The 18,704-nt window shown below is 61.9% G+C and carries 15 protein-coding genes and 1 pseudogene; 8 read left to right on the top strand and 8 right to left on the bottom strand.

Translation table 11 applies throughout. The annotated features are described in order from the left end of the window. The coding region (locus tag FY112_RS22810; protein ID WP_151519346.1) for a monooxygenase at positions 1 to 1,079 on the bottom strand (1,079 nt) is incomplete at its 3' end. A gap of 164 nt (positions 1,080 to 1,243) precedes the next feature. Between FY112_RS22810 and FY112_RS22805 the strand changes: the two genes are divergently transcribed. After that, the gene (locus tag FY112_RS22805) at positions 1,244 to 2,020 is read left to right on the top strand and encodes a metallophosphoesterase family protein (RefSeq protein ID WP_181018266.1); all 777 of its coding nucleotides are present in this window, start codon (positions 1,244 to 1,246) and stop codon (positions 2,018 to 2,020) included. Positions 2,021 to 2,320: 300 nt separating this feature from the next. On the opposite strand, the gene FY112_RS22790 is transcribed toward FY112_RS22805, so the two are convergent. The 3 genes from FY112_RS22790 to FY112_RS22780 all read right to left on the bottom strand — a co-directional run bounded on the left by FY112_RS22790 (position 2,321) and on the right by FY112_RS22780 (position 8,489). Beyond that, positions 2,321 to 5,509: a multidrug efflux RND transporter permease subunit gene (locus tag FY112_RS22790; protein WP_151519344.1), complete on the bottom strand. Its 3,189-nt coding sequence runs from the start codon at positions 5,507 to 5,509 to the stop codon at positions 2,321 to 2,323. Then, the gene (locus FY112_RS22785) at positions 5,506 to 6,681 is read right to left on the bottom strand and encodes a MexE family multidrug efflux RND transporter periplasmic adaptor subunit (protein WP_027663830.1); all 1,176 of its coding nucleotides are present in this window, start codon (positions 6,679 to 6,681) and stop codon (positions 5,506 to 5,508) included. The genes FY112_RS22790 and FY112_RS22785 overlap by 4 nt, the downstream gene beginning before the upstream one ends. 263 nt (positions 6,682 to 6,944) lie before the next feature. Beyond that, positions 6,945 to 8,489 carry a cation:proton antiporter gene (locus FY112_RS22780; RefSeq protein WP_151519343.1) on the bottom strand — a complete coding sequence of 515 codons (1,545 nt, stop codon included), beginning with the start codon at positions 8,487 to 8,489 and terminating at the stop codon, positions 6,945 to 6,947. A 244-nt stretch (positions 8,490 to 8,733) separates the two neighbouring features. Between FY112_RS22780 and FY112_RS22775 the strand changes: the two genes are divergently transcribed. Genes FY112_RS22775 through FY112_RS22765 form a run of 3 tightly spaced genes read left to right on the top strand, consistent with a single transcriptional unit; the run spans position 8,734 to position 11,954 of the window. Continuing rightward, positions 8,734 to 9,198, top strand: coding sequence for a MarR family transcriptional regulator (locus FY112_RS22775; protein ID WP_151519342.1), 465 nt, complete (start codon positions 8,734 to 8,736; stop codon positions 9,196 to 9,198). Next, a complete protein-coding gene (locus tag FY112_RS22770; RefSeq protein ID WP_151519341.1) occupies positions 9,191 to 10,420 on the top strand; it encodes an HlyD family secretion protein in 1,230 nt (409 codons plus the stop codon). Before FY112_RS22775 ends, FY112_RS22770 begins: the two co-directional genes overlap by 8 nt. Further along, on the top strand, positions 10,413 to 11,954 hold the full coding sequence (locus FY112_RS22765; protein ID WP_151519340.1) for a DHA2 family efflux MFS transporter permease subunit: 1,542 nt from the start codon (positions 10,413 to 10,415) through the stop codon (positions 11,952 to 11,954). Before FY112_RS22770 ends, FY112_RS22765 begins: the two co-directional genes overlap by 8 nt. A gap of 58 nt (positions 11,955 to 12,012) precedes the next feature. Here FY112_RS22765 and FY112_RS22760 read toward each other — a convergent pair whose 3' ends face one another. From FY112_RS22760 to FY112_RS22750, 3 genes are read right to left on the bottom strand one after another with little or no spacing between them, the layout of a single operon-like run. Beyond that, positions 12,013 to 12,630, bottom strand: coding sequence for a DNA-3-methyladenine glycosylase (locus FY112_RS22760; protein ID WP_151519339.1), 618 nt, complete (start codon positions 12,628 to 12,630; stop codon positions 12,013 to 12,015). 53 nt (positions 12,631 to 12,683) lie between these two features. Continuing rightward, entirely contained in the window at positions 12,684 to 12,998 is a 315-nt protein-coding gene (locus tag FY112_RS22755) for a hypothetical protein (protein ID WP_151519338.1), read from the bottom strand. Positions 12,999 to 13,052: 54 nt separating this feature from the next. Further along, the gene (locus FY112_RS22750; protein WP_151519337.1) at positions 13,053 to 13,961 is read right to left on the bottom strand and encodes a LysR family transcriptional regulator; all 909 of its coding nucleotides are present in this window, start codon (positions 13,959 to 13,961) and stop codon (positions 13,053 to 13,055) included. 120 nt (positions 13,962 to 14,081) lie between these two features. Here FY112_RS22750 and FY112_RS22745 point away from each other — a divergent pair, with 120 nt between their 5' ends. Beyond that, the gene (locus tag FY112_RS22745) at positions 14,082 to 14,822 is read left to right on the top strand and encodes an SDR family oxidoreductase (protein WP_151519336.1); all 741 of its coding nucleotides are present in this window, start codon (positions 14,082 to 14,084) and stop codon (positions 14,820 to 14,822) included. 102 nt (positions 14,823 to 14,924) lie between these two features. Next, positions 14,925 to 15,251: pseudogene (locus FY112_RS22740) on the top strand (oxidoreductase); the annotation flags it as partial. Positions 15,252 to 15,532: 281 nt separating this feature from the next. On the opposite strand, the gene FY112_RS22735 reads toward FY112_RS22740, so the two are convergent. After that, positions 15,533 to 16,444, bottom strand: coding sequence for a LysR family transcriptional regulator (locus FY112_RS22735; RefSeq protein WP_151519335.1), 912 nt, complete (start codon positions 16,442 to 16,444; stop codon positions 15,533 to 15,535). A gap of 164 nt (positions 16,445 to 16,608) precedes the next feature. On the opposite strand from FY112_RS22735, the gene FY112_RS22730 reads away from it, so the two are divergent. Beyond that, positions 16,609 to 17,421: an alpha/beta hydrolase gene (locus FY112_RS22730; protein WP_026158832.1), complete on the top strand. Its 813-nt coding sequence runs from the start codon at positions 16,609 to 16,611 to the stop codon at positions 17,419 to 17,421. 46 nt (positions 17,422 to 17,467) lie between these two features. Beyond that, positions 17,468 to 18,658: an efflux RND transporter periplasmic adaptor subunit gene (locus tag FY112_RS22725; protein WP_151519334.1), complete on the top strand. Its 1,191-nt coding sequence runs from the start codon at positions 17,468 to 17,470 to the stop codon at positions 18,656 to 18,658. The last annotated feature ends 46 nt before the right edge of the window (positions 18,659 to 18,704 follow it).

Genomic DNA, 18,704 nt, shown 5'->3' with positions numbered 1-18,704 from the left:
CTATCCCGCGGCAACGATAGCGCGTGAATGCGGGCATTGCGCCAATGGCGATCGAGATTGAGCCCGATGCCCGCCGATGTTTCCCCTGCAAGTTCGAACAGCGCGTTTGCGGTGTCGAGCGCCGTTTCCCCGGCAAGAATCGCGGCCGCCGAGCAGGAGAAATGCGCGTCCGCCATCGTGGCCTCAACTGGATTGACCTGGGCAATGTCGAGTTTGCGGCCAGCCCGTTCCAAGGCTGCCGCCGTTGCTTCGATGCGAATGGCTCGTTCGCCGATCTGGGGAAGGACGGTCGTGCTGCGATCGCCAATTGCGGTCATCAGGTCGCTCCATGCGGCCCGAGCGATGCCCAGGCTGACGCCCGCCTTGAGCAGCAGGCCGAGCGAGATGCCGGTCGAATGTCCTGAGGAGGGAGCAGGCGCAATCGCATCGGCATTGACATGAAGCGTTCCGACGATCGCCGTCGCCGATCCATTGGTGCGCTGGCCGAAGCCGTCCCAATCATCGACCACCTGCACGCCTTCTTCACCGCGTGTGAGGTAGAGTGTCACCGGGCGGCTGGGAGGAGCGGTGGCGGCAGCGGCGATCCAGTCGGCGAATAGAATACCGGGCGTCTGCCGCGTGCGCCCGCTCAGACGGTAGCCCGGGCCTTCGGCGGTCAGTTCGGTCCCGTCGGTGAAGGCGGCGCCCGCGAAGCGGTCGCCGAGCAGCACACGGGCAAACAGCGATGCCTTCAAATCCTCGGCAGCCTGAATGCGGAGCGTTTCCAGCGCAGAAAAATGACTTTCCAGTGCCTCGCCGATCGATGCATCGCCCTCAGCGATGATTGCAACGATTTCGGCGAGCAGGGCGTTCGACACGTCGAGCCCTTCATGGTCTGGCGGAACAGTGATTGCCGTCAGCCCCGATACCGACAGCGCATCAAGCTCGGCAAAGGGCAGGATGCGATTGATATCGCGCTCACTCGCCTGATGCCGGAATGCGGCGGCGAGGTCACGGGCCGTGGATATCGCCTCCTCTTCGCTTTCGATGCGACGGGCGGGAGGCCTGAGGCTCTGATGAAATTGCGATACCGTTCCCATCGGTCACTCTTTTCTCGACACATACAGGAGTGAGGGATTGCCTCTCGAATGATAAGGTCGGTTTTTCTACAAAACCCGAATGCTTTGGATTTTCCTACCAGCTTGATTGCCTTGTCCTTTACTCTACTTACGGTTAAGTGGGGCTTCCTTAAACGAGAAACATGATGAGCGACTCTCGTGCTCGCAACAGCGAGGTTTCGAAAATGGCACGCCAGCCGAGACCGCGCCTGACGCTGGATATTGCCGCTATCCCAACCTATGCGATCGGCGACATTCACGGCCGGTACGATCTGCTTGTGAAAGCCGAGGAGGCGATTCTGCGTGATGGCGCGCGGCTGCCCGGGCGAAAGCTGATCGTCACGCTCGGCGACTATATCGACCGCGGCCCTGAATCGGCACAGGTCATCACCCATCTGATGGAGCCTCCACCTGATGGATTCGACCGCATCTGCCTTGCCGGCAATCACGAAGTCGCCATGCTCGACTATATCGATGGCTGGATCTCCTATGACGATTGGATGCAGATGGGGTCGGCGGAGTCGCTCAAATCCTACGGCCTCGATCCGGAGCATCTACCGCTGGTCTTTCCCTCCGGCGCGAAGCTCGATGCCTTCATCCGCCAGTCGCTGCCGCGTACGCATATCGATTTCATGCGGGCGATGCCTGTCCTGCTGGAGACCCCGAGCGTGATTTTCGTGCATGCCGGCATCAATCCGAAGCTGCGGCTCAGTGAGCAGACGGACGAGGATCTGGTCATCATCCGCCAGCGGTTTCTCGAAAGCCGGGTGCCGTTGCCGAAACTCGTCGTTCACGGTCATACGCCGAACGATGAACCCGCCATACGGCCGAAGCGGCTCAATATCGATACGCGCGCCTATCGCAGCGGCAAACTCACCGTCGCTCGCTTGTGGCAAGGCCGAGTGCATCTGTTTTCGACCTGACTTCCGTTTCCTCAGCCGCTAGAGCCTTTCCGGTTTAGATTGAAGCATTCTGTTGGCTCAAACGGAGTCGGATGGTCGACCGGCCGGCGCGCGTCGTAGCCAAGCTCTACGGCCAAGCCGGCCGGTCGATCAGCCGGCCCGTTTCAGCCAACCCGAAGGGCCGGGCATCTTTCCGCCAGGATCAAAGGCGATCGGCTCGGACGTACCTTGGGGTATGCCCGTCGCCAATCGCCTCTGCCCTGACGAAAACCTGCTCCGGCAGAATGCTGCAATCTAACCCGGAAAGGCTCTAGGATCGTCTCAGACGACCCCTTCCTCGACCGGCTCTGTCTTCGCTGGTTCTACAGTGGCCGGCCGTTTACGGCGCCAGCCGCGTAGCACGACGTAGAAGACCGGCGTCAGGAACAGGCCGAAGATCGTCACGCCGAGCATGCCCGAGAAGACGGCGGTGCCGAGCGACTGGCGCATTTCCGCGCCGGGGCCGGTGGCGATGGCAAGCGGCAGAACACCGAAGATGAAGGCGAACGCGGTCATCAGGATTGGGCGCAGGCGAAGATGGCTGGCCTCGATGGCCGCCTCCACCGGCGACTTGCCCTCATCTTCCGCTTGCCTGGCGAACTCGACGATCAGAATGGCGTTCTTGGCCGCAAGACCGATCAGGACGATCAGGCCGATCTGCGTCAGGACGTTGTTGTCCATTCCCCGCAGCGAGACCCCGATCAGCGCCGCGAGCACCGCAAGCGGGACGATGAGAATGATCGCTAGAGGCAAAATCCAGCTTTCATATTGTGCCGCCAGCGCCAGGAAGACGAAGACGACGGACAGGGCGAAGATGTAGATGGCGGTGTTACCTGTGTGGGTCTCCTGATAGGCGAGTTCGGTCCATTCGAAGGTCGTCCCCTGCGGCAGGATCTTTGCCGCTAAGGCCTCCATCTTGGCGATGGCATCGCCCGTCGACGTGCCTGGCGTCGGATTGCCCTGAAGCGGCACCGAGACATACATGTTGTAGCGCTGGACAAGGGCAGGGCCGCTGGCATCCTGGATGTCCATCAGGGTTCCGAGCGGAACCAGCGCGCCGGTGGCCGAGCGGACCTTCAGGGCAAGGATGTCATCCCGGTCCATGCGGTATTGCCGGTCGGCCTGGGCGCGAACTTGGTAGACGCGACCGAACGCATTGAAATCGTTCACATAGGCGACGCCGAGATTGATGGAAAGGGCGTTGAAAATGTTGGGGATCGGCACATTCAGGAAACGCGCCTTGTCGCGGTCGATCGCCAGGAAGTATTGCGGGCTGGCATCGGAGAATGTCGTAAAGACGCCGGTCAGCCCCTCGGTCGTTGCCGCCGCACCCATCATCTGCCGGGCGAGGCCGAGCACGCGGGTCATATCGGCGTTTTCGAGATCGGATATCTGCATCTTGAAGCCGCCGGAATTGCCGACGCCACGCACGGATGGCGGTGGAATGGCAATGATGAAGGCTTCCTGGATGCTTTGCAGCTTTCCGTAAAGCTCGCCGATGATCTTGTTGGCGTTCTCGCCGCCTTCTTCACGTTCGGCAAAGGATTTGAACGGGACGAAGACGACGCCGGCATTTGAGGCATTGGTGAACGTCGCCCCGCTGAAGCCGGCAAATTGCACGGCATTGCCGACGCCGGGCACGGTGCGGGCGATATCGCCGACCTGTCTGACGACGGCATCGGTACGCGCAAGCGAGGCGCCGTCCGGCAGCTGGATGACGATGATGGCGTAACCCTGGTCCATGGTCGGGATAAAGCCCGCGGGAACTTTCGTGCCCATGTACCAGGTCGCTCCGAGCAGGCAGACGAAGGTGACCATCGCGGCTGTCAACCCAATCCAGCTGCTGACCAGATGCCGAACGGTCCATGAATAGCCGGAACTCAGTCGATCGAATCCATGATTGAAGCCGTCTGCAAGCCCTCTTCCCAGACGGGACGCGACATTCGTACGCTTGGTTTCATGGTCATGGGTTTTCAGCAAGATGCCTGCCAGCGCGGGCGAAAGCGTCAGCGAATTCAATGCGGAAATTGCAGTGGTGACGGAGATCGTCACCGCGAACTGCCTGTAGAATTGTCCTGAGATGCCTGGAATGAAGGCTGTCGGCACGAACACGGCGATCAGCACCAGCGAGATGGCGACGACGGCGGTTCCGACTTCGTCCATCGTGACATGCGACGCCTGTTTCGGCGTCATCCCGCGCGCCAGATTGCGCTCGACATTTTCCACCACCACGATCGCATCGTCGACGACGATACCGATTGCCAGCACGAGGCCGAACAGGGTGAGCATGTTGAGCGAGAAGCCGAAGGCCAGCAGAACGGCGAAGGTGCCGATCAGCGATACCGGGATGGCAATGATCGGAATAATCGCGGTGCGCCAAGATTGCAGGAAGACGAGAACGACAATTGCCACCAGGATGGCCGCTTCGGCGATGGTTCGATAGACCTCGGTGATCGAATCCGAGATGAATTCGGTCGTGTCGTAGACGATGCGATATTCCAGACCCGGCGGGAAATTCTGGGATATGTCCTTCATCAGCGTCTGGACTTGATGGGCGGTGTCCAGGGCGTTGGTTCCCGGCCGGGCGAAGATGCCGAGAGCAACTGCGGGATCGTTGTTGAGATAACTGTTGGTGACGTAATCCTGTGCGCCGAGTTCTATCCGGGCGACATCCTGCAACTGCACGAGCCGGCCCGATGTCGTCGATTTGACAATGACATATCGGAATTCGCGCACGTCGGAGAAGCGTCCATCCGTTCGCACCGTATATTCGAACGCATTCTTGCCGGTGACGGGCGGGGCCCCGATCTTGCCGCCCGACACCTGGACGTTCTGATCTCTCAGCGCGGCCACGACGTCATCGGATGTCATCCCGTAGGCGGAGAGCTTTTCCGGGTCCAGCCAGATTCGCATCGAATACTGGCGCTCGCCAAAGATCTGCACGTCGCCGACGCCGTCAAGGCGCACGAGAACGTCGCGGATGCGGTTGCGGGCGTAATTCGAGACGTAAAGCTGGTCATAGCGGTGCGATGGCGAAAGCAGGTGCACCACCATCATCAGATCCGGCGAGCTTTTGTCAGTGGTCACGCCAAGCCGCTGGACTTCCTCGGGAAGACGGGGAAGTGCGATGGAAACGCGGTTCTGGACGAGCACCTGGACCTTGTCGAGATCCGTGCCGAGCTTGAAGGTGATCGTCAGCGACATGGCGCCGTCGGCGCTGGAGTAAGAAGACATATAAAGCATGTCTTCGACGCCGTTGATCTGTTGTTCAAGCGGCGTCGAAACGGTATCGGCGATCGTCTGCGGGTCGGCACCCGGATAAGAGGTGCGCACGACGATGGTCGGCGGCGCTATCTCGGGATACTGCGATACCGGCAATTGCGTATAGGCAATGCTGCCGACGACGAGAAAAAGGATCGAGATGACCGCCGCAAAGATCGGCCGGTCTACGAAAAAATGAGCAAATCTCATTGTCCGCTCTCCGCGCCGGCGGTTTCGGGCGCAGTGTCCTGCCGCTCCGGCGGCAGTTCGGTCATCTGAGGCGTGATCTTTGCACCCGGCCGGGCGCGCATCAGGCCGTTGACGATGATCGTCTCGGTGCCGTCGAGGCCCTCGCGTATGACGCGGTAGCCGTAGAGGCGCGGTCCGGGCCTTACGGGCTTGGTCGACACCGTGCCGTCTTCGGCGACGACATAAACGACGCGCTCATTCTGGTCCGAGCCGATTGCCTCGTCGGGGACGAGAATGGCCTGGTAGGTGTTGGAGGCTTCGACCTGTATGCGACCGAAGAGGCCGGGCTGAAGGACGAGATCGGGGTTGGGGAAGCGGGCACGCAGACGAATGGTGCCACTCTCATTGTCGACCCGATTCTCGGCAAAATCGAGCTTTCCCTTGAATGGCTTGGCGGTGGGATCCGAGATCGTGACGGAGACATCCAGGCCGCCGCCACCCTGCTGGAGATCCTTGCCCAGTTTGCGCGCCGTGTCGGCGAAATTCAGCAGGCGGCGCTCGTCGACGTCGAAATAGAAATCGATCGGGTCGAGAGAAACGATCGTGGTGAGCACGGTCTGATCGGTCTGCACGAGGTTGCCGGCCGAGATCAGCCGGCGGTCAATGCGGCCGCTGAGCGGCGCCTTGATCTCGGTATATTCCATGTCGAGAGACGCGCGATCGGCTGCGGCCTGCGCGCCGCGGACATTGGCTTCCGCCGAATCGAATTCGCGGCGGCGATCATCCAGCGTCTGCGCCGACTGGCTACCGCTCGAAGTTAGTGATTGCGTGCGCTTATACTGCGCATCGGCAAAGACCAGGGTGGATTGCGCCGATTCGAGTGTCGCCTTTGCCTGATTGAGCGCGGTTACGAACGGCCGCTGGTCGATGACGAAGAGCAGGTCGCCCTGCTTGACCAATGCGCCGTCCTGGAAATGGATTTCCTGAAGGTAACCACCGACGCGCGAGCGAACGGAGACTTCGTCGACCGGCTCGAACCGGCCGATAAATTCGTCGCTGTCTACGACATCGCGAACGACCGGCTTGGCGACGGTCACGGGTGGCGCTGGCGGGGCGCTCTGGGCCAGCACGGGGAGGGGCATGAATGCGGCGATACAGCCAAGCACCACCATCTGTCGAAGCGCGTAAGTCATACCGGTCCTCCAATCTCGACGGTCGATTTCACTGCCGCCAAACCTAAGATGAAGTGATGCTGTTCATGTCTTGCTGCTTTGACCGAGGGTCTCTGCCCCCGTGATCTCCCCGGCGTTCAATCCCTTGGAAAAGGAAGGCCGGCACGCAATGCACATCGGAAAAATCGTAACCCTATGGAATTGGACTATAAACGGCAGCGGCGAAAAATTGCAAATGCCAATTGGTAACGATTCCGGAATCCATCAAAACGTCACGGAGGGTATCAGCTCTCGACGATTTCGTCTCTGCCGGGCGGCAGGGCGGCGAGTTCGGCCCAGTCGAGCTCCTGTTCCAGCATGTGAAAGACATCATCGTCGATCTCGCCAGCGCGGCGCATCGCTGCCAATCTGCGGCGTTTCGCGACGATGACGTTGCGGCGCTGCTTGTCGAGCCTGCTGACCTCGCGCGGGTGTTTCCCGTCAGCGGCGATTTCGCGCTCGGAGGTGTAGACGTCGCGCAGGATGCGGGTGGATTTGTCCTCGCCCCCGGCGAGTTCGGCAAGGGCCGCATCGATCAACGTGACGCGGGCTCTGGCGAGGTCGCGGTCCAGGGAGGTATCCGGGTCGAATTTGAGGAAACGGATCAGCGGCCCGAGCGTCAGGCCCTGGACGATGAGCGTGCCGAGAACAACGGCGAGCGCGCTGAGCAGGATGATATCGCGATCGGGAAAATCGATCGGCAAAGCGAGCGCGGTCGCCAGCGTGACGAGGCCGCGCATGCCGCACCAGCCGGCAAGCAGGCTGGTGGCGAAGGTCGGAACGGCTTGTGTTGTGCGCCCGCGCGCGGCGAGAAAGTTGATGACGCGGTTATAGAAGAGCACCCAGGCCAGGCGGACGACGATGACGGTGACGAAGACCATGGCGGCGAAGGAGATCGCGAAATCCAGGCGGCCGGGATCGAGGTCGAGGACGATCTGGCGGGCCTGCAGGCCCATCAGCAGGAAAGCGAGCACGTTGAGCAGAAAGACCGCGGCTTCCCAGACCGAATAGGAGTGAATGCGGTGGCGGGCCGTCTGCCGCTCGGGCATGTAGCGGGCGATCACCATCGCATAGACGACGATCGCCAGAATTGCCGAAAGGTGCAGCCGCTCGGCGATGATCCACGTGCCGAAAGTGGCGACGAATTCCAGCAAGGTGCCGCCGAGCGTACCGGCGAGCCTCAGGCCGACAACCATGTAGAGACGGCCCAGGAGATAACCGAGGATGAGGCCGCCAGGTACGGCCAGCGCCAGCTCCGCCAGGGCGCCGGCGAAGAAGGTGGGGCTTGCGGCGGCTGCCACCGCGGCGCTGAAGATCAGCAGCGCGACGGCGTCGTTCAGGAGGCTTTCACCCTTCAGGATCACATAGGTCTGGCGCGGCAGGGTGAAGCGGTCGAGCATGGCGGTCGCGGCGGCCGCATCCGGCGGCGCGACGATGGCGCCGAGTGCGACGGCTGCGGCAAGCGGCAGGCCGGCCATCGTCACGCTGACGGTGGCGACGGCTCCGGCCGTCAGAATCACGGCGATGGCAGCGAGCGAGAACAGCGGCAGCCAGTTGCGTCGCAATGTTCGCGGCGGCAGATCATAGGCGGCGTCGAAAAGCACGGGCGCGATCAGCAGCGCCAGCGCAAGCTCGGGATCGATTGAAACCTCGGGCGCCCAGGGCACGGCCGCGACGATGACGCCGGCGATCGCCAGCATTGTCGGATAGGGGATCCGGAACTTCCTGGAGAATTGCAGAAAGACGATCGCCACCAGCAGCAGCGTCAGCATGCTTTCGAAGAACGCCATCGAGGCTCCCCAATGCGCGCCTCCGGCGGAGGCTGTTCCTGCCGCAGTTAGGGCGGAGCTGTGCTGCGGCTACTGGCTGGTGCTTGTTACCGGTGAAAGGAGAAATTGCAGGCTATGCTTGACCCGGTCTGCGGCATTTTAGCCGCCATTGCTGAATCTGCCGTCCACTCGCTTGCGCAGTACACATGCTCAATATATCTACCGATATTATAAGGATGCTTATAAATAACGGTCACAGGTTTTCATGAACGCCACTCCGACCCTCGGTTTCCTTCTCCACGACGTCGCACGGCTGCTGCGCAAGCGGTTTGAGCAGCGCGCGAAGTGCCTTGGGCTGACCCGGTCGCAATGGCAGACGCTTGCCTATCTCTCGAATAACGAAGGTATCCATCAGGGCGGCCTTGCCGAAATCCTCGAAGTCGAGCCGATCACGCTGGTGCGCATTCTCGACAAGCTCGCCGAACGCGGGCTGATCGAGCGCCGCCAGCACCCAACCGACCGGCGTATCTGGTTGCTTTATATGCACGACGAGGCGCACCCGCTGCTTGCCGAAATGCGCGAGCTCGGCGACACCACCCGCGCGGAAGCGCTGCAAGGTGTTTCGGCCGAGCAGCGCGAGCAGCTTTTCCACATCCTATCCGTAATGAAGACGAACCTGGTTCAGGCATGCCGGAGCCCGGTTGACAAGAATGAGACGAACGATGGCTGATCAATCCCCTCTCCGCGTCGTTGCCGACGCCAATGCCAAGACCGAGACTCCTGTCGAAGACAACGAAGCGAAACAGCAGGAAACGGTAGCCGAAGCGCCTTCATCCAAATCAGCGCCGGCTGCCGCCGTGGCTGCGCCTGGCGGCAACAAGGTCCGCCGCCGGCGCAGTCTCACGCGGCCGATCCTGTTTGCCCTGCTGCCGGTGGCGCTCGTCGTCGGCGGTTATTATTACGTCAATGGCGGCCAGGTGATGTCGACCGACAACGCCTATATCCAGGCCGACATGGTCGGGCTTACCACCGATGTCTCGGGTATCGTCGACCAGATCAACGTCCATGAGAACGAGGCGGTCAAGGCGGGACAGGTGCTGTTCAGCCTGCGGTCGGATTCTTTCAAGATCGCGCTTGATGGCGCCAAGGCGCAGCTCGGCGCGCAGCGCAACCAGATCATGAATCTCAAGGCCAGCTATCAGCAGTCGCTTGCCGAGATCACGCAAGCGCAAGCCGATCTGCCCTATTATCAGGATCAGTTTGACCGGCAGCAGAACCTCGTCAACAACGGCAGCGCGACGCAGTCGGCCTATGACGAAGCCAAGCACAATCTGGAAGCCGCGCAGCAGAAGGTTGCCGTCGCCAAGGCGGAAGCTGCAACGACACTCGCCCAGCTCGGCGGCAATGCCGACCAGCCGGCCGAGGAAAACCCGCTCTACCTGCAGGCCAAGTCGCAGGTCGACAATGCCCAGCGCGAACTCGACCACAGTGTCGTCAAGGCGCCGTTCGACGGCATCGTCACCAATGTCAACGCGCTGCAGGTGGGCTCCTACCTGCAGGCTTCGCAACAGGCCTTCTCGCTTGTTGCCACCGACCATCTGTGGATCGCCGCCAGCCCGAAGGAAACCGAGCTTACCTATGTCAAGCCCGGCCAGACGGCCGAGATCTATGTCGACACCTATCCCGGCGTGACATGGAAGGGCAAGGTCGAGAGCATCAGCCCGGCCTCCGGCTCCAGCTTCTCGCTGCTGCCGGCGCAGAACACTACGGGCAACTGGGTGAAGGTCGTGCAGCGCATTCCGATGCGCGTCAGCATCGAGGACGCCGACGGCAAGCCGCCGCTGCGCGTCGGCATGAGCACGGTGGTCGATGTCGAGACCGGTCATGCCCGCGGCCTGCCTGATTTCGTCAACAAGCTTCTGGGCCGGCCTCAGGGCAAGGATCATGAGTAACGCTTCCGCTTCTCCGGCGACGCCGATTGCCAATCGCGGTGCGATCACGGCCTGCGTCATTCTCGCCGTCATCATGCAGGCGCTGGACACGACGATCGCCAACGTGGCGCTGCCCTATATCCAGGGCAGCGTGTCGGCCTCTGCCGACCAGATCAACTGGGTGCTGACCTCCTATATCGTCGCGGCGGCAATCATGACGCCGCCGTCGGGCTTCCTCGCCGCCAAGTTCGGCCGCAAACGCGTGCTGCTCGTCGCCATTGCCGGCTTTGTGGCCGCCTCCGTTCTCTGCGGCCTGGCGCAATCGCTGAACCAGATCGTCGCCTTCCGCCTGTTGCAAGGCCTGTTCGGCGCGTCGCTGGTGCCGCTTTCCCAGGGCATCCTCCTCGACATCTATACGGTCGAGGAGCGCGGCTCGGCGATGGCCCTTTTCGGCGTCTCGGTCATGGTCGGGCCGGTGCTTGGGCCTGTCATCGGCGGCTGGCTGACCGACAATATCAGCTGGCGCTGGGTGTTTTATATCAACGTGCCGATCGGGGCGCTGGCCTTCATGGGCATCGTCGTCTTCGTCACCGAGACCAAGAGGGATCTGCTGGCCAAACTGGACTGGTTCGGTTTCGGGATGATGAGCCTCGGCATCGCCGCGCTGCAGCTCTTCCTCGACCGCGGCGAGCAGCTCGACTGGTTCTCTTCCGGTGAGATCATGCTCGAGGCGTTGATCTGCGCCTCAGCCTTCTATCTGCTGATCGTCCATACGCTGACGGCGGAGAAATCCTTCGTGAACCCGAAGCTGTTCCTCGACCAGAACTTCTCGATCAGCATGATCTTCATCTTCGTGGTCGGCATTACCTATCTCGCCTCACTGGCGCTGATGACGCCCTATCTGCAGACGCTGATGGGCTATCCCGTCATCACCGCCGGCATCGTCATGGGGCCGCGCGGGCTCGGCACTATGCTCTGCATGTTCATCGTCGGGCGGATGGTCGGCAAGGTCGATACGCGCGCGTTGCTGGCGCTCGGCTTGGGGCTCACGGCATGGGCGATGTACGACATGACCGGCTGGACACCCGACGTTTCGCAATGGACGATCGTCTCGGTCGGCTTCATCCAGGGCGCCGGCCTCGGCTTTCTGTTCGTGCCGCTGACGACGATCGCCTTTTCCACGCTGCCCGCCCATATGCGCGGCGACGGCACCGGTCTCTACAACCTGTCGCGAAACATCGGCTCGGCGGTCGGCATCTCGATCGTCTCGGCGCTGATCGTCGAGAACACGCAGAGCAATCATGAATCGATCGCGGCCTATGTGACGCCGTTCAACCACGCCTTTAATGCGGTGGCTGCGCAGGGGCTCAGCCCGGTGACGGCGGCCGGCCGCGCCTCGCTCAACGAGATCATCACGCTGCAAGCGACGATCATCGCCTATATGGACGATTTCAAGCTGCTGATGCTGATGTCGCTTGCAGTCATTCCGCTGGTGCTCTTGCTGCGCAAACCGAAGGCAGCACCCGCCGTCGACCACAGCGACGTCATGGAATGAACTCGAGATTCGTGCAATTCCGGACGAAAAACCGCTTCGCACTTTTCTTGGAATTACTTTAGCGAAACGGCTTGCTGAGAAAACGCGATCCCTGAATGCCGAAGCGCCATGGTGCTTCGGCATTTTTCGTGATGCCGATGCGTTTTCCCGAGACGATCGGCACAGGTGCTGACGGAGCGATCGCATAGGGCGCGCGATCAAGCAGCCTGTCATTGATCGCGATGTCGATGCCGAGCGCCTGGCAGAGCTTGCCGGGACCGCTGCAGAGCGACGTCAGCGTATCGGTGCCGCGCCGCTCCATCATCTGAGGGATTCCCGTTTCCGGCTCCAGGGCGCGGATGAGTGCAGCCGAGCCCGGATGGCAGACGAAATTCAGGCACCAGTACATGCCGTAGATGCGGTAGATATAGACGTTGCCCGGCTTGCCATACATGGCGCCGTTGCGCTTGGTCGGGCCGCGGTAGCTGTGCGAGGCCTCGTCATCGGGAAAATAGGCTTCGGTCTCGGTGATGCGTCCGCCGACGCCGTCCACGGTCAGATGGCAGCCGAGCAGGTCGCGTGAGACGGCGATCGCATCGCGCTCGAAAAACTTCCTGAGGCTTTCGCCGTTGAGGGTGCCGGCGCCGATCGCACCTGATATCGTTCCACCATCGGTCATGATCGACGCAGATAACATTCAGCGCGCTCGCCGTCATCCCGAAACCGCTTCATGTTTTTCGGCCACAGACATCAGCGGCCGGCATTCGGATCGCGCATCGGGATCGAGGGTGATGTGACCGAGACCGGGTCGCTCGCCGGGAAGGAATCTTCCAGACCCTCTTCCAGCTCTTCTTCGAGCAAAGCGGGATCCTTGCGGCGCGCGCCGTCGCTATGGGTAGGTTCGATTGCGGCGGCAAGCAGGGCTTTGGCCCGCAAGACAGCGTTTTCCGACGTCAACTCAGGCGTGCTCCGCAGCGTCACGGCAATGCTGTCTTCGCCTTCGCCGCCGAACTCGACGACGAAGCCGTCTTCCGTCTGGTAGACGGTGATATCACTGAGTGCCATGACCGTTCTCCGAGGGCGCTCACATTAGCAATATGCATTTTAGTGAGATGAATTTTAGTGAAGCGCGTTTTCGGAATTTTGTCGAGCGAAGACCTTCACCAGCCAGTCGATGAAGACGCGCACGCGGGGCGAAAGCTGGCGGTTGCGGGGGTAGAGCAGGGAAACCGGTGTCGGGGTCAGCGGAAAATCCTGCAGTATCTGGACCAGCGTTCCCGCGGCAAGGTCTTCTTCGGCGTGATAGCGCGGGATCTGGATCATGCCGAGGCCCATCCTCGCCGCTGAAATATAGCTTTCGGCGGCGTTGACCGCGACGGTGGCGGGAATGGTGATGTCACGCACCGTGCCGTCGACGATGAATTCGAGCGGCAGCAGGCTGCCGGTGCCGCTGGAGTGGAAGCCGACCATGCGATGGCCGGCAAGCCGGTCGGGATGTTGCGGCAGGCCGTGGCGGGCAATGTAGGCAGGTGAGGCGAGCGTCACCTCATCGAGCAGGGCGACGCGCCGGGCGACCATGTCGCTATCTCCAGGCGTGCCGACGCGCAGCACGCAATCAATGCCCTCACGCACAAGATCGACCAGCCGATCGCCCTCGCTCATGTAGAATTCGATCTCCGGATAGGTCTCCAGGAAGGACGGCAGGCTCGGCAGCACGAAATGGCGGGCGAGCGTGCCGTGCACGTCGACACGCAGCATGCCCTTCGGCCTGGCGCCGGCGAAGGCGCCTTCGGCTTCTTCGATATCGGCAAGGATCGACAGGCAGCGTTGGTAATAGGCTTCGCCATCAAGCGTCGGACTGACGTGGCGCGTCGTGCGCTGGAGCAGGCGCACGCCGAGGCGGGCTTCCAGCCCCTTTACCGCACCGGTGACGGTCGAGCGCGGCAGGCCGGTGTCCTCGGCGGCAAGCGTGAAGCTGCTGCGTTCCACGACACGGCAAAACACGCGCATGGCGTCAAATCTGTCCATCTGTTTGTTCGTCATTTCCGGATAGTGATGCGGAATAATGCCAGATTATCCGCAAAAGGAAAAGGCGCATCCTCTTCTCATCGAAAACGCGCTGCGGCGCAGAAATGAAGGAGAAGGACAATGGCTTCCAACGAAAACAAGGTTGCATTGGTGACCGGCTCGTCCCGCGGCATCGGCGCAGTGGTCGCCGAGCGTCTCGCCAAGGACGGTTTCACCATCGTCATCAATTACTCCGGCAATGCCGCTCCGGCCGAGGAACTGGCAAAGAAGATCGAGCAGGCCGGCGGCAAGGCGCTGACGGCGAAAGCCGATGTCAGCGATGCCGAAGCCGTCCGCCGCATGTTCGATGCTGCGGAAACCGCTTTCGGCGGCGTCGATGTGCTCGTCAACAATGCCGGGATCATGATGCTCTCTGCGCTTGCCGAGGCCGACGACGCCAATTTCGACCGCCAGATCGGCGTCAATCTGAAGGGCACCTTCAATACGCTGCGCGAGGCAGCCAAGCGTCTGCGCGACGGCGGCCGGGTCGTCAACTTCTCGACCTCCGTCGTCGGCCTGAAGCTCGAAACCTACGGCGTCTATGCCGCTACCAAGGCAGCCGTGGAAACGCTGACGGCGATCATGGCCAAGGAGATGCGCGGCCGCAACATCACCGTCAACGCCGTCGCGCCCGGCCCTGTCGCCACCGAGCTTTTCCTCAACGGCAAGTCGGACGAACTCATCGCCCGGACGGCGAAAATGAACCCGCTGGAACGCCTCGGCACACCGGAAGACATCGCATCTGCCGTTGCCTTCCTCGCCGGCCCGGACGGCGGCTGGGTCAACGGCCAGACGCTACGCGCCAATGGCGGCGTGATCTGACGAAGCCGGCGGCTTTATGGCCGCCGCTCGTTCAGAGCTTTCCATTTGCCAACCAACCCCAATCGGAAGGAATACGATCATGAGCAAGCAAGTCATCGTCATCAGGGCACCAACCATTTCGCCCATTCCGGCTCGCCTGATGATACGGCCCGCGCCGCCGAATACAATGAAGGACCCTACAAGGGCGTGCCGGAACAGGCGCTGCAGGGCCTGGCAGCGCTCGAACCTGCGGACGCCGATGCCGGCGCGGTTGCCGCGGCCATCGTCGATGTCGTCGGCAAGCCGTTTGGCACCCGGCCATTCCGCGTCCATATCGATCCGTCCGAGGACGGCGCGGAGATCGTCAACGGCGTCGCCGACCGTGTCCGGGCGGAATTGTTCCGCCGCATCGGTCTCGAGGACTTGCTGAAGCCGGCCGTCGGGAATTGACACCCGGTCCGCCACCGCGCGCGGGACGATCGCGCGGAAACATGGGAGCCGAGCCGTCATCGCAAATATGTGAACGCGATTGCGGAATTTTCCCTTATAATCCTGCGGGGAGTGCGTATATCTGCTCTATCGCGAGAGAGCGGAATTCCCTGCCGCTGTCTTTGCGAACCTCCAGCGCCTGCCGCGCCCTTGCTACGGTGCGACAGGCTTGATGTTCAAAGTTGCAGATTGCGGCCCGTCGAAGGTTTCCCCCGCCTTCCGGGCCGTATTTGTCTTGGCGCTCAACCGTCGTTCAGTCTCGCCTCGACCAGAAGTTTCACCAGCCAGTCGACGAAGACGCGAACCTTGTTGCTGAGGTGGCGGTTCGGCGGATAGACGACATAGAGCGGCAGCGGATCGCGGCGCCAGTCCGGCAGCACGCGGACGAGTTCGCCCCGTGCCATCGGCTCGCGCGCCATGAAGATCGGCACCTGCGCGATGCCGAGGCCCGTCAGCGCAGCCGTCAGATAGGTGCGGCTATCGTTGACCGAGGCGATGTAACGCGGACTGGTCTCGATCACCTCGTTGTGCCGGCGGAATTCGAAAGGCAGCGTCCGGTTGTTCTGGGCGCGAAAATAGTTGACGGTGTAATGTTCCGCCTCCAGATCCTCGGGCCGCTCGGGAATGCCGAATTTCTGGATGTAGTCCGGAGAAGCGCAGGTGATCATCTCGACTTCGGAGACGCGCCGCGCAATCAGCGACTGGTCGGTCGGCGTGCCGGCGCGTAGCGCGCAATCGACATTTTCTGCAAGATAATCGACCGTGCGGTCGCCGACACCGAGGTCGATGCGGATGTCCGGATAACGCTGATAGAAATCGCAAAGTGCCGGAACGACGATCCAATCGGCGAAAGCGCCGGCCATCTCGACACGCAGCCGTCCGCTCGGCAAGCTCTGCGAGTTGGAGAGGCTGCCATCGAGCTCCTCCAGTTCCGAAATGATCTGGGCGGCGCGTTCGTAATAAAGCGCGCCGTCAGTGGTCACCATGACCCGGCGCGTGGTCCGATTCAAAAGCTTGGTGCGCAGATGCGCTTCCAGGCCCTGGATGAGATTGGTCACCGTCGCCTTGGGCATGGCGAGCATGTCGGCGGCGCGGGTGAAATTGCCCGTCTCCACAACACGAATGAAGACGCGCATTGCCGAGAGCTGATCCATCGGTTTCAAATCCGCAGTTTGCGTTGCACCATTGTTCGAGATCTGGAACAGTGTTATCGCGTTATAGCTTCTTATTCCTTGGTTGGAATAACAATATCTTTTTTTTGCAAAATGCAAGCGGTGGACGTTGTCTGTTTGTCGCCGATACAGAAGAGACCGGAAGCATGACGGTGGAATGGAAAGATATGATGCTGGATAAGGTGGCCATCGGCCCCGTTTCCGCACGCATCTACCAGGGCGCCGATTACGGCAAGGGTCCGCCGATCGTGCTTTACCTGCATGGCGGCGCGTTTCTGGATAGCGACAAACACGTCGACCGACCGGTGGCGATGAGCCTCGCCAAGGCCGGCGCCATCGTCGTTGCCGCCGATTACAGCAGCCTTTCCGGCAATCTGTTTCCAAAGGCGCTGGAAGTCTCCTTCTCCGTTTTCACCTATCTCGCCAACAAACGCGCCGGTCTCGGCGACCGCAAGTCGCTGCTCTTCGTCGCCGGCGAGGAGGCGGGCGGCAATGTTGCCGCCGGCGTGGCGCTGAAGGCGCGCGACCAGATGCCGGACGCGCTCGACGGCCAGGTTCTGATTTCGCCGCTGCTCGATCCCTTCATGGGCACGTCCTCGATCCGCAAGGCTGAAGCCATCGGCATGCGCCAGCGCTGGACGGAAGGTTGGAGCCACTATCTGAGCGGCGGCGGTTGCCACCCTTATGCGGCGCCTTGCCTCTGTTCGCGTATTTCAGGCGTCGCGCCGGCGCTGATATTTACCGCGGAGGATGATCCTCTGCACGACGAAACGATTGGTTACGGTGTCCGCCTGAAACAGGCCGGCGTCGGTGTGCGCCAGCATGTCCTTCCCGCCGGGACGGGCTGGCCCTCGATTTATGGTGGGAAATCCGAGGGAGTGCCGGACTGGCAGGAAAACGTCAGCCGCCATTTCGGAAGCTTCCTTCGGGAGGTAAGCGTCCAACCGCAATTGCATTGAAGAAGACCTGATATTTCGGCGGCTTAGAGCCGCAAGGAGAGTACTGATGACGTCCAGAAGTAAGCGCTGGGCCCTGATGGGCGCCGGCATAGCCCTTATTGCGTCCATTTCCGGCGCTGCATTGTTTTTCGAATTGCCGATGAGCACGACCGCTACGGCTGCTTCCGCCCCCGAGCAGGCTCCCGCTGTGCCGGTGACGGTTGCCGTCGTCGCGGCGCGCGACGTGACGGCCTGGGAAAGTTTCTCCGGCCGTCTCGAAGCGGTCGACCGGGTGCAGGTGCGTTCCCGTGTCGCCGGCGCCATCCTTTCGGTGGCCTTCCGCGAAGGGGCGTTGGTCAAGCAGGGCGACCTGCTCTTCACCATCGATCCGGCTCCCTACCAGGCGAGCGTGGCGCAGGCGCAAGGCCAGGTCGCTTCGGCCGAAGCCAAAGTCAGCCTGGCGCAGACCGAGCTCGATCGCGGCCGCAGGCTTTCCGACAACCGCACCATCTCCCAGAGTGATCTCGATCAGCGCCAGAGCGCGCTGGCCGAGGCTCAGGCGGGGCTGCGTTCGGCGCAGGCCGCGCTGCAGTCGGCTCAGCTCGATCTCGATTACACTCAGGTGCGGGCTCCGGTGTCCGGCCGCATCGGCAAGATCGAGGTGACCGCCGGTAACCTTGTTGCGGCCGGGTCGGCCTCGCCGGCGCTGACGACGCTCGTTTCGGTCGATCCGATCTATGCGAGCTTCAATGCCAGCGAAGAGATGGTGACGCGGGCGCTTGCCCAGCTTCCGCAGACGGACAGCGCCCTGCCTGCCGTCGAGCAGATCCCGGTCGAAGTCGGCACGCTGACCGACAGCGGCACCCCGATCAAGGGCAAGCTGCAACTGATCGACAACGAGGTCGATGCATCAAGCGGCACGATCGGCGTTCGCGCCGTCTTCGATAATCCGGGCGGGCGTCTCATCCCCGGCCAGTTCGTGCGGGTGCGCATGGGCCAGCCGAAGGCCGAGAACAAGATCGTCATCAGTGACCGCGCCGTCGGCACGGACCAGGACAAGAAGTTCGTCTTCGTCGTCGATGGCGAGAACAAGGTCGCCTATCGGCAGGTCCAGCTCGGCACAGTGGCTGACGGTCAGCGGGTGGTCGATGGCGGCCTGAACGTCGGCGAGAAGATCGTCGTCAACGGTCTGCAGCGCATCCGTCCAGGCGCAGTCGTCGTGCCTCAGATGGAAGAGAAGGTCGCGACCGCGCAGTAAAGACTTTCGCCTTCCCCTGAGGGGGAGGGCCAATACTCGAAATGAT

Source organism: Rhizobium sp. PEPV16, from assembly GCF_008919455.1.
Classification (GTDB): Bacteria; Pseudomonadota; Alphaproteobacteria; order Rhizobiales; family Rhizobiaceae; genus Rhizobium; species Rhizobium leguminosarum_Q.
This window is presented reverse-complemented; position numbering and strand designations above follow the sequence as displayed.

Bases quoted from the DNA above. Each gene is read 5' to 3' on its own strand.
- FY112_RS22805 (WP_181018266.1), top strand. From the start codon at position 1,244: ATGAGCGACTCTCGTGCTCGCAACAGCGAGGTTTCGAAAATGGCACGC.
- FY112_RS22790 (WP_151519344.1), bottom strand. From the start codon at position 5,509: ATGAGATTTGCTCATTTTTTCGTAGACCGGCCGATCTTTGCGGCGGTC.
- FY112_RS22785 (WP_027663830.1), bottom strand. From the start codon at position 6,681: ATGACTTACGCGCTTCGACAGATGGTGGTGCTTGGCTGTATCGCCGCA.
- FY112_RS22780 (WP_151519343.1), bottom strand. From the start codon at position 8,489: ATGGCGTTCTTCGAAAGCATGCTGACGCTGCTGCTGGTGGCGATCGTC.
- FY112_RS22775 (WP_151519342.1), top strand. From the start codon at position 8,734: ATGAACGCCACTCCGACCCTCGGTTTCCTTCTCCACGACGTCGCACGG.
- FY112_RS22770 (WP_151519341.1), top strand. From the start codon at position 9,191: ATGGCTGATCAATCCCCTCTCCGCGTCGTTGCCGACGCCAATGCCAAG.
- FY112_RS22765 (WP_151519340.1), top strand. From the start codon at position 10,413: ATGAGTAACGCTTCCGCTTCTCCGGCGACGCCGATTGCCAATCGCGGT.
- FY112_RS22760 (WP_151519339.1), bottom strand. From the start codon at position 12,630: ATGTTATCTGCGTCGATCATGACCGATGGTGGAACGATATCAGGTGCG.
- FY112_RS22755 (WP_151519338.1), bottom strand. From the start codon at position 12,998: ATGGCACTCAGTGATATCACCGTCTACCAGACGGAAGACGGCTTCGTC.
- FY112_RS22750 (WP_151519337.1), bottom strand. From the start codon at position 13,961: ATGGACAGATTTGACGCCATGCGCGTGTTTTGCCGTGTCGTGGAACGC.
- FY112_RS22745 (WP_151519336.1), top strand. From the start codon at position 14,082: ATGGCTTCCAACGAAAACAAGGTTGCATTGGTGACCGGCTCGTCCCGC.
- FY112_RS22735 (WP_151519335.1), bottom strand. From the start codon at position 16,444: ATGGATCAGCTCTCGGCAATGCGCGTCTTCATTCGTGTTGTGGAGACG.
- FY112_RS22730 (WP_026158832.1), top strand. From the start codon at position 16,609: ATGACGGTGGAATGGAAAGATATGATGCTGGATAAGGTGGCCATCGGC.
- FY112_RS22725 (WP_151519334.1), top strand. From the start codon at position 17,468: ATGACGTCCAGAAGTAAGCGCTGGGCCCTGATGGGCGCCGGCATAGCC.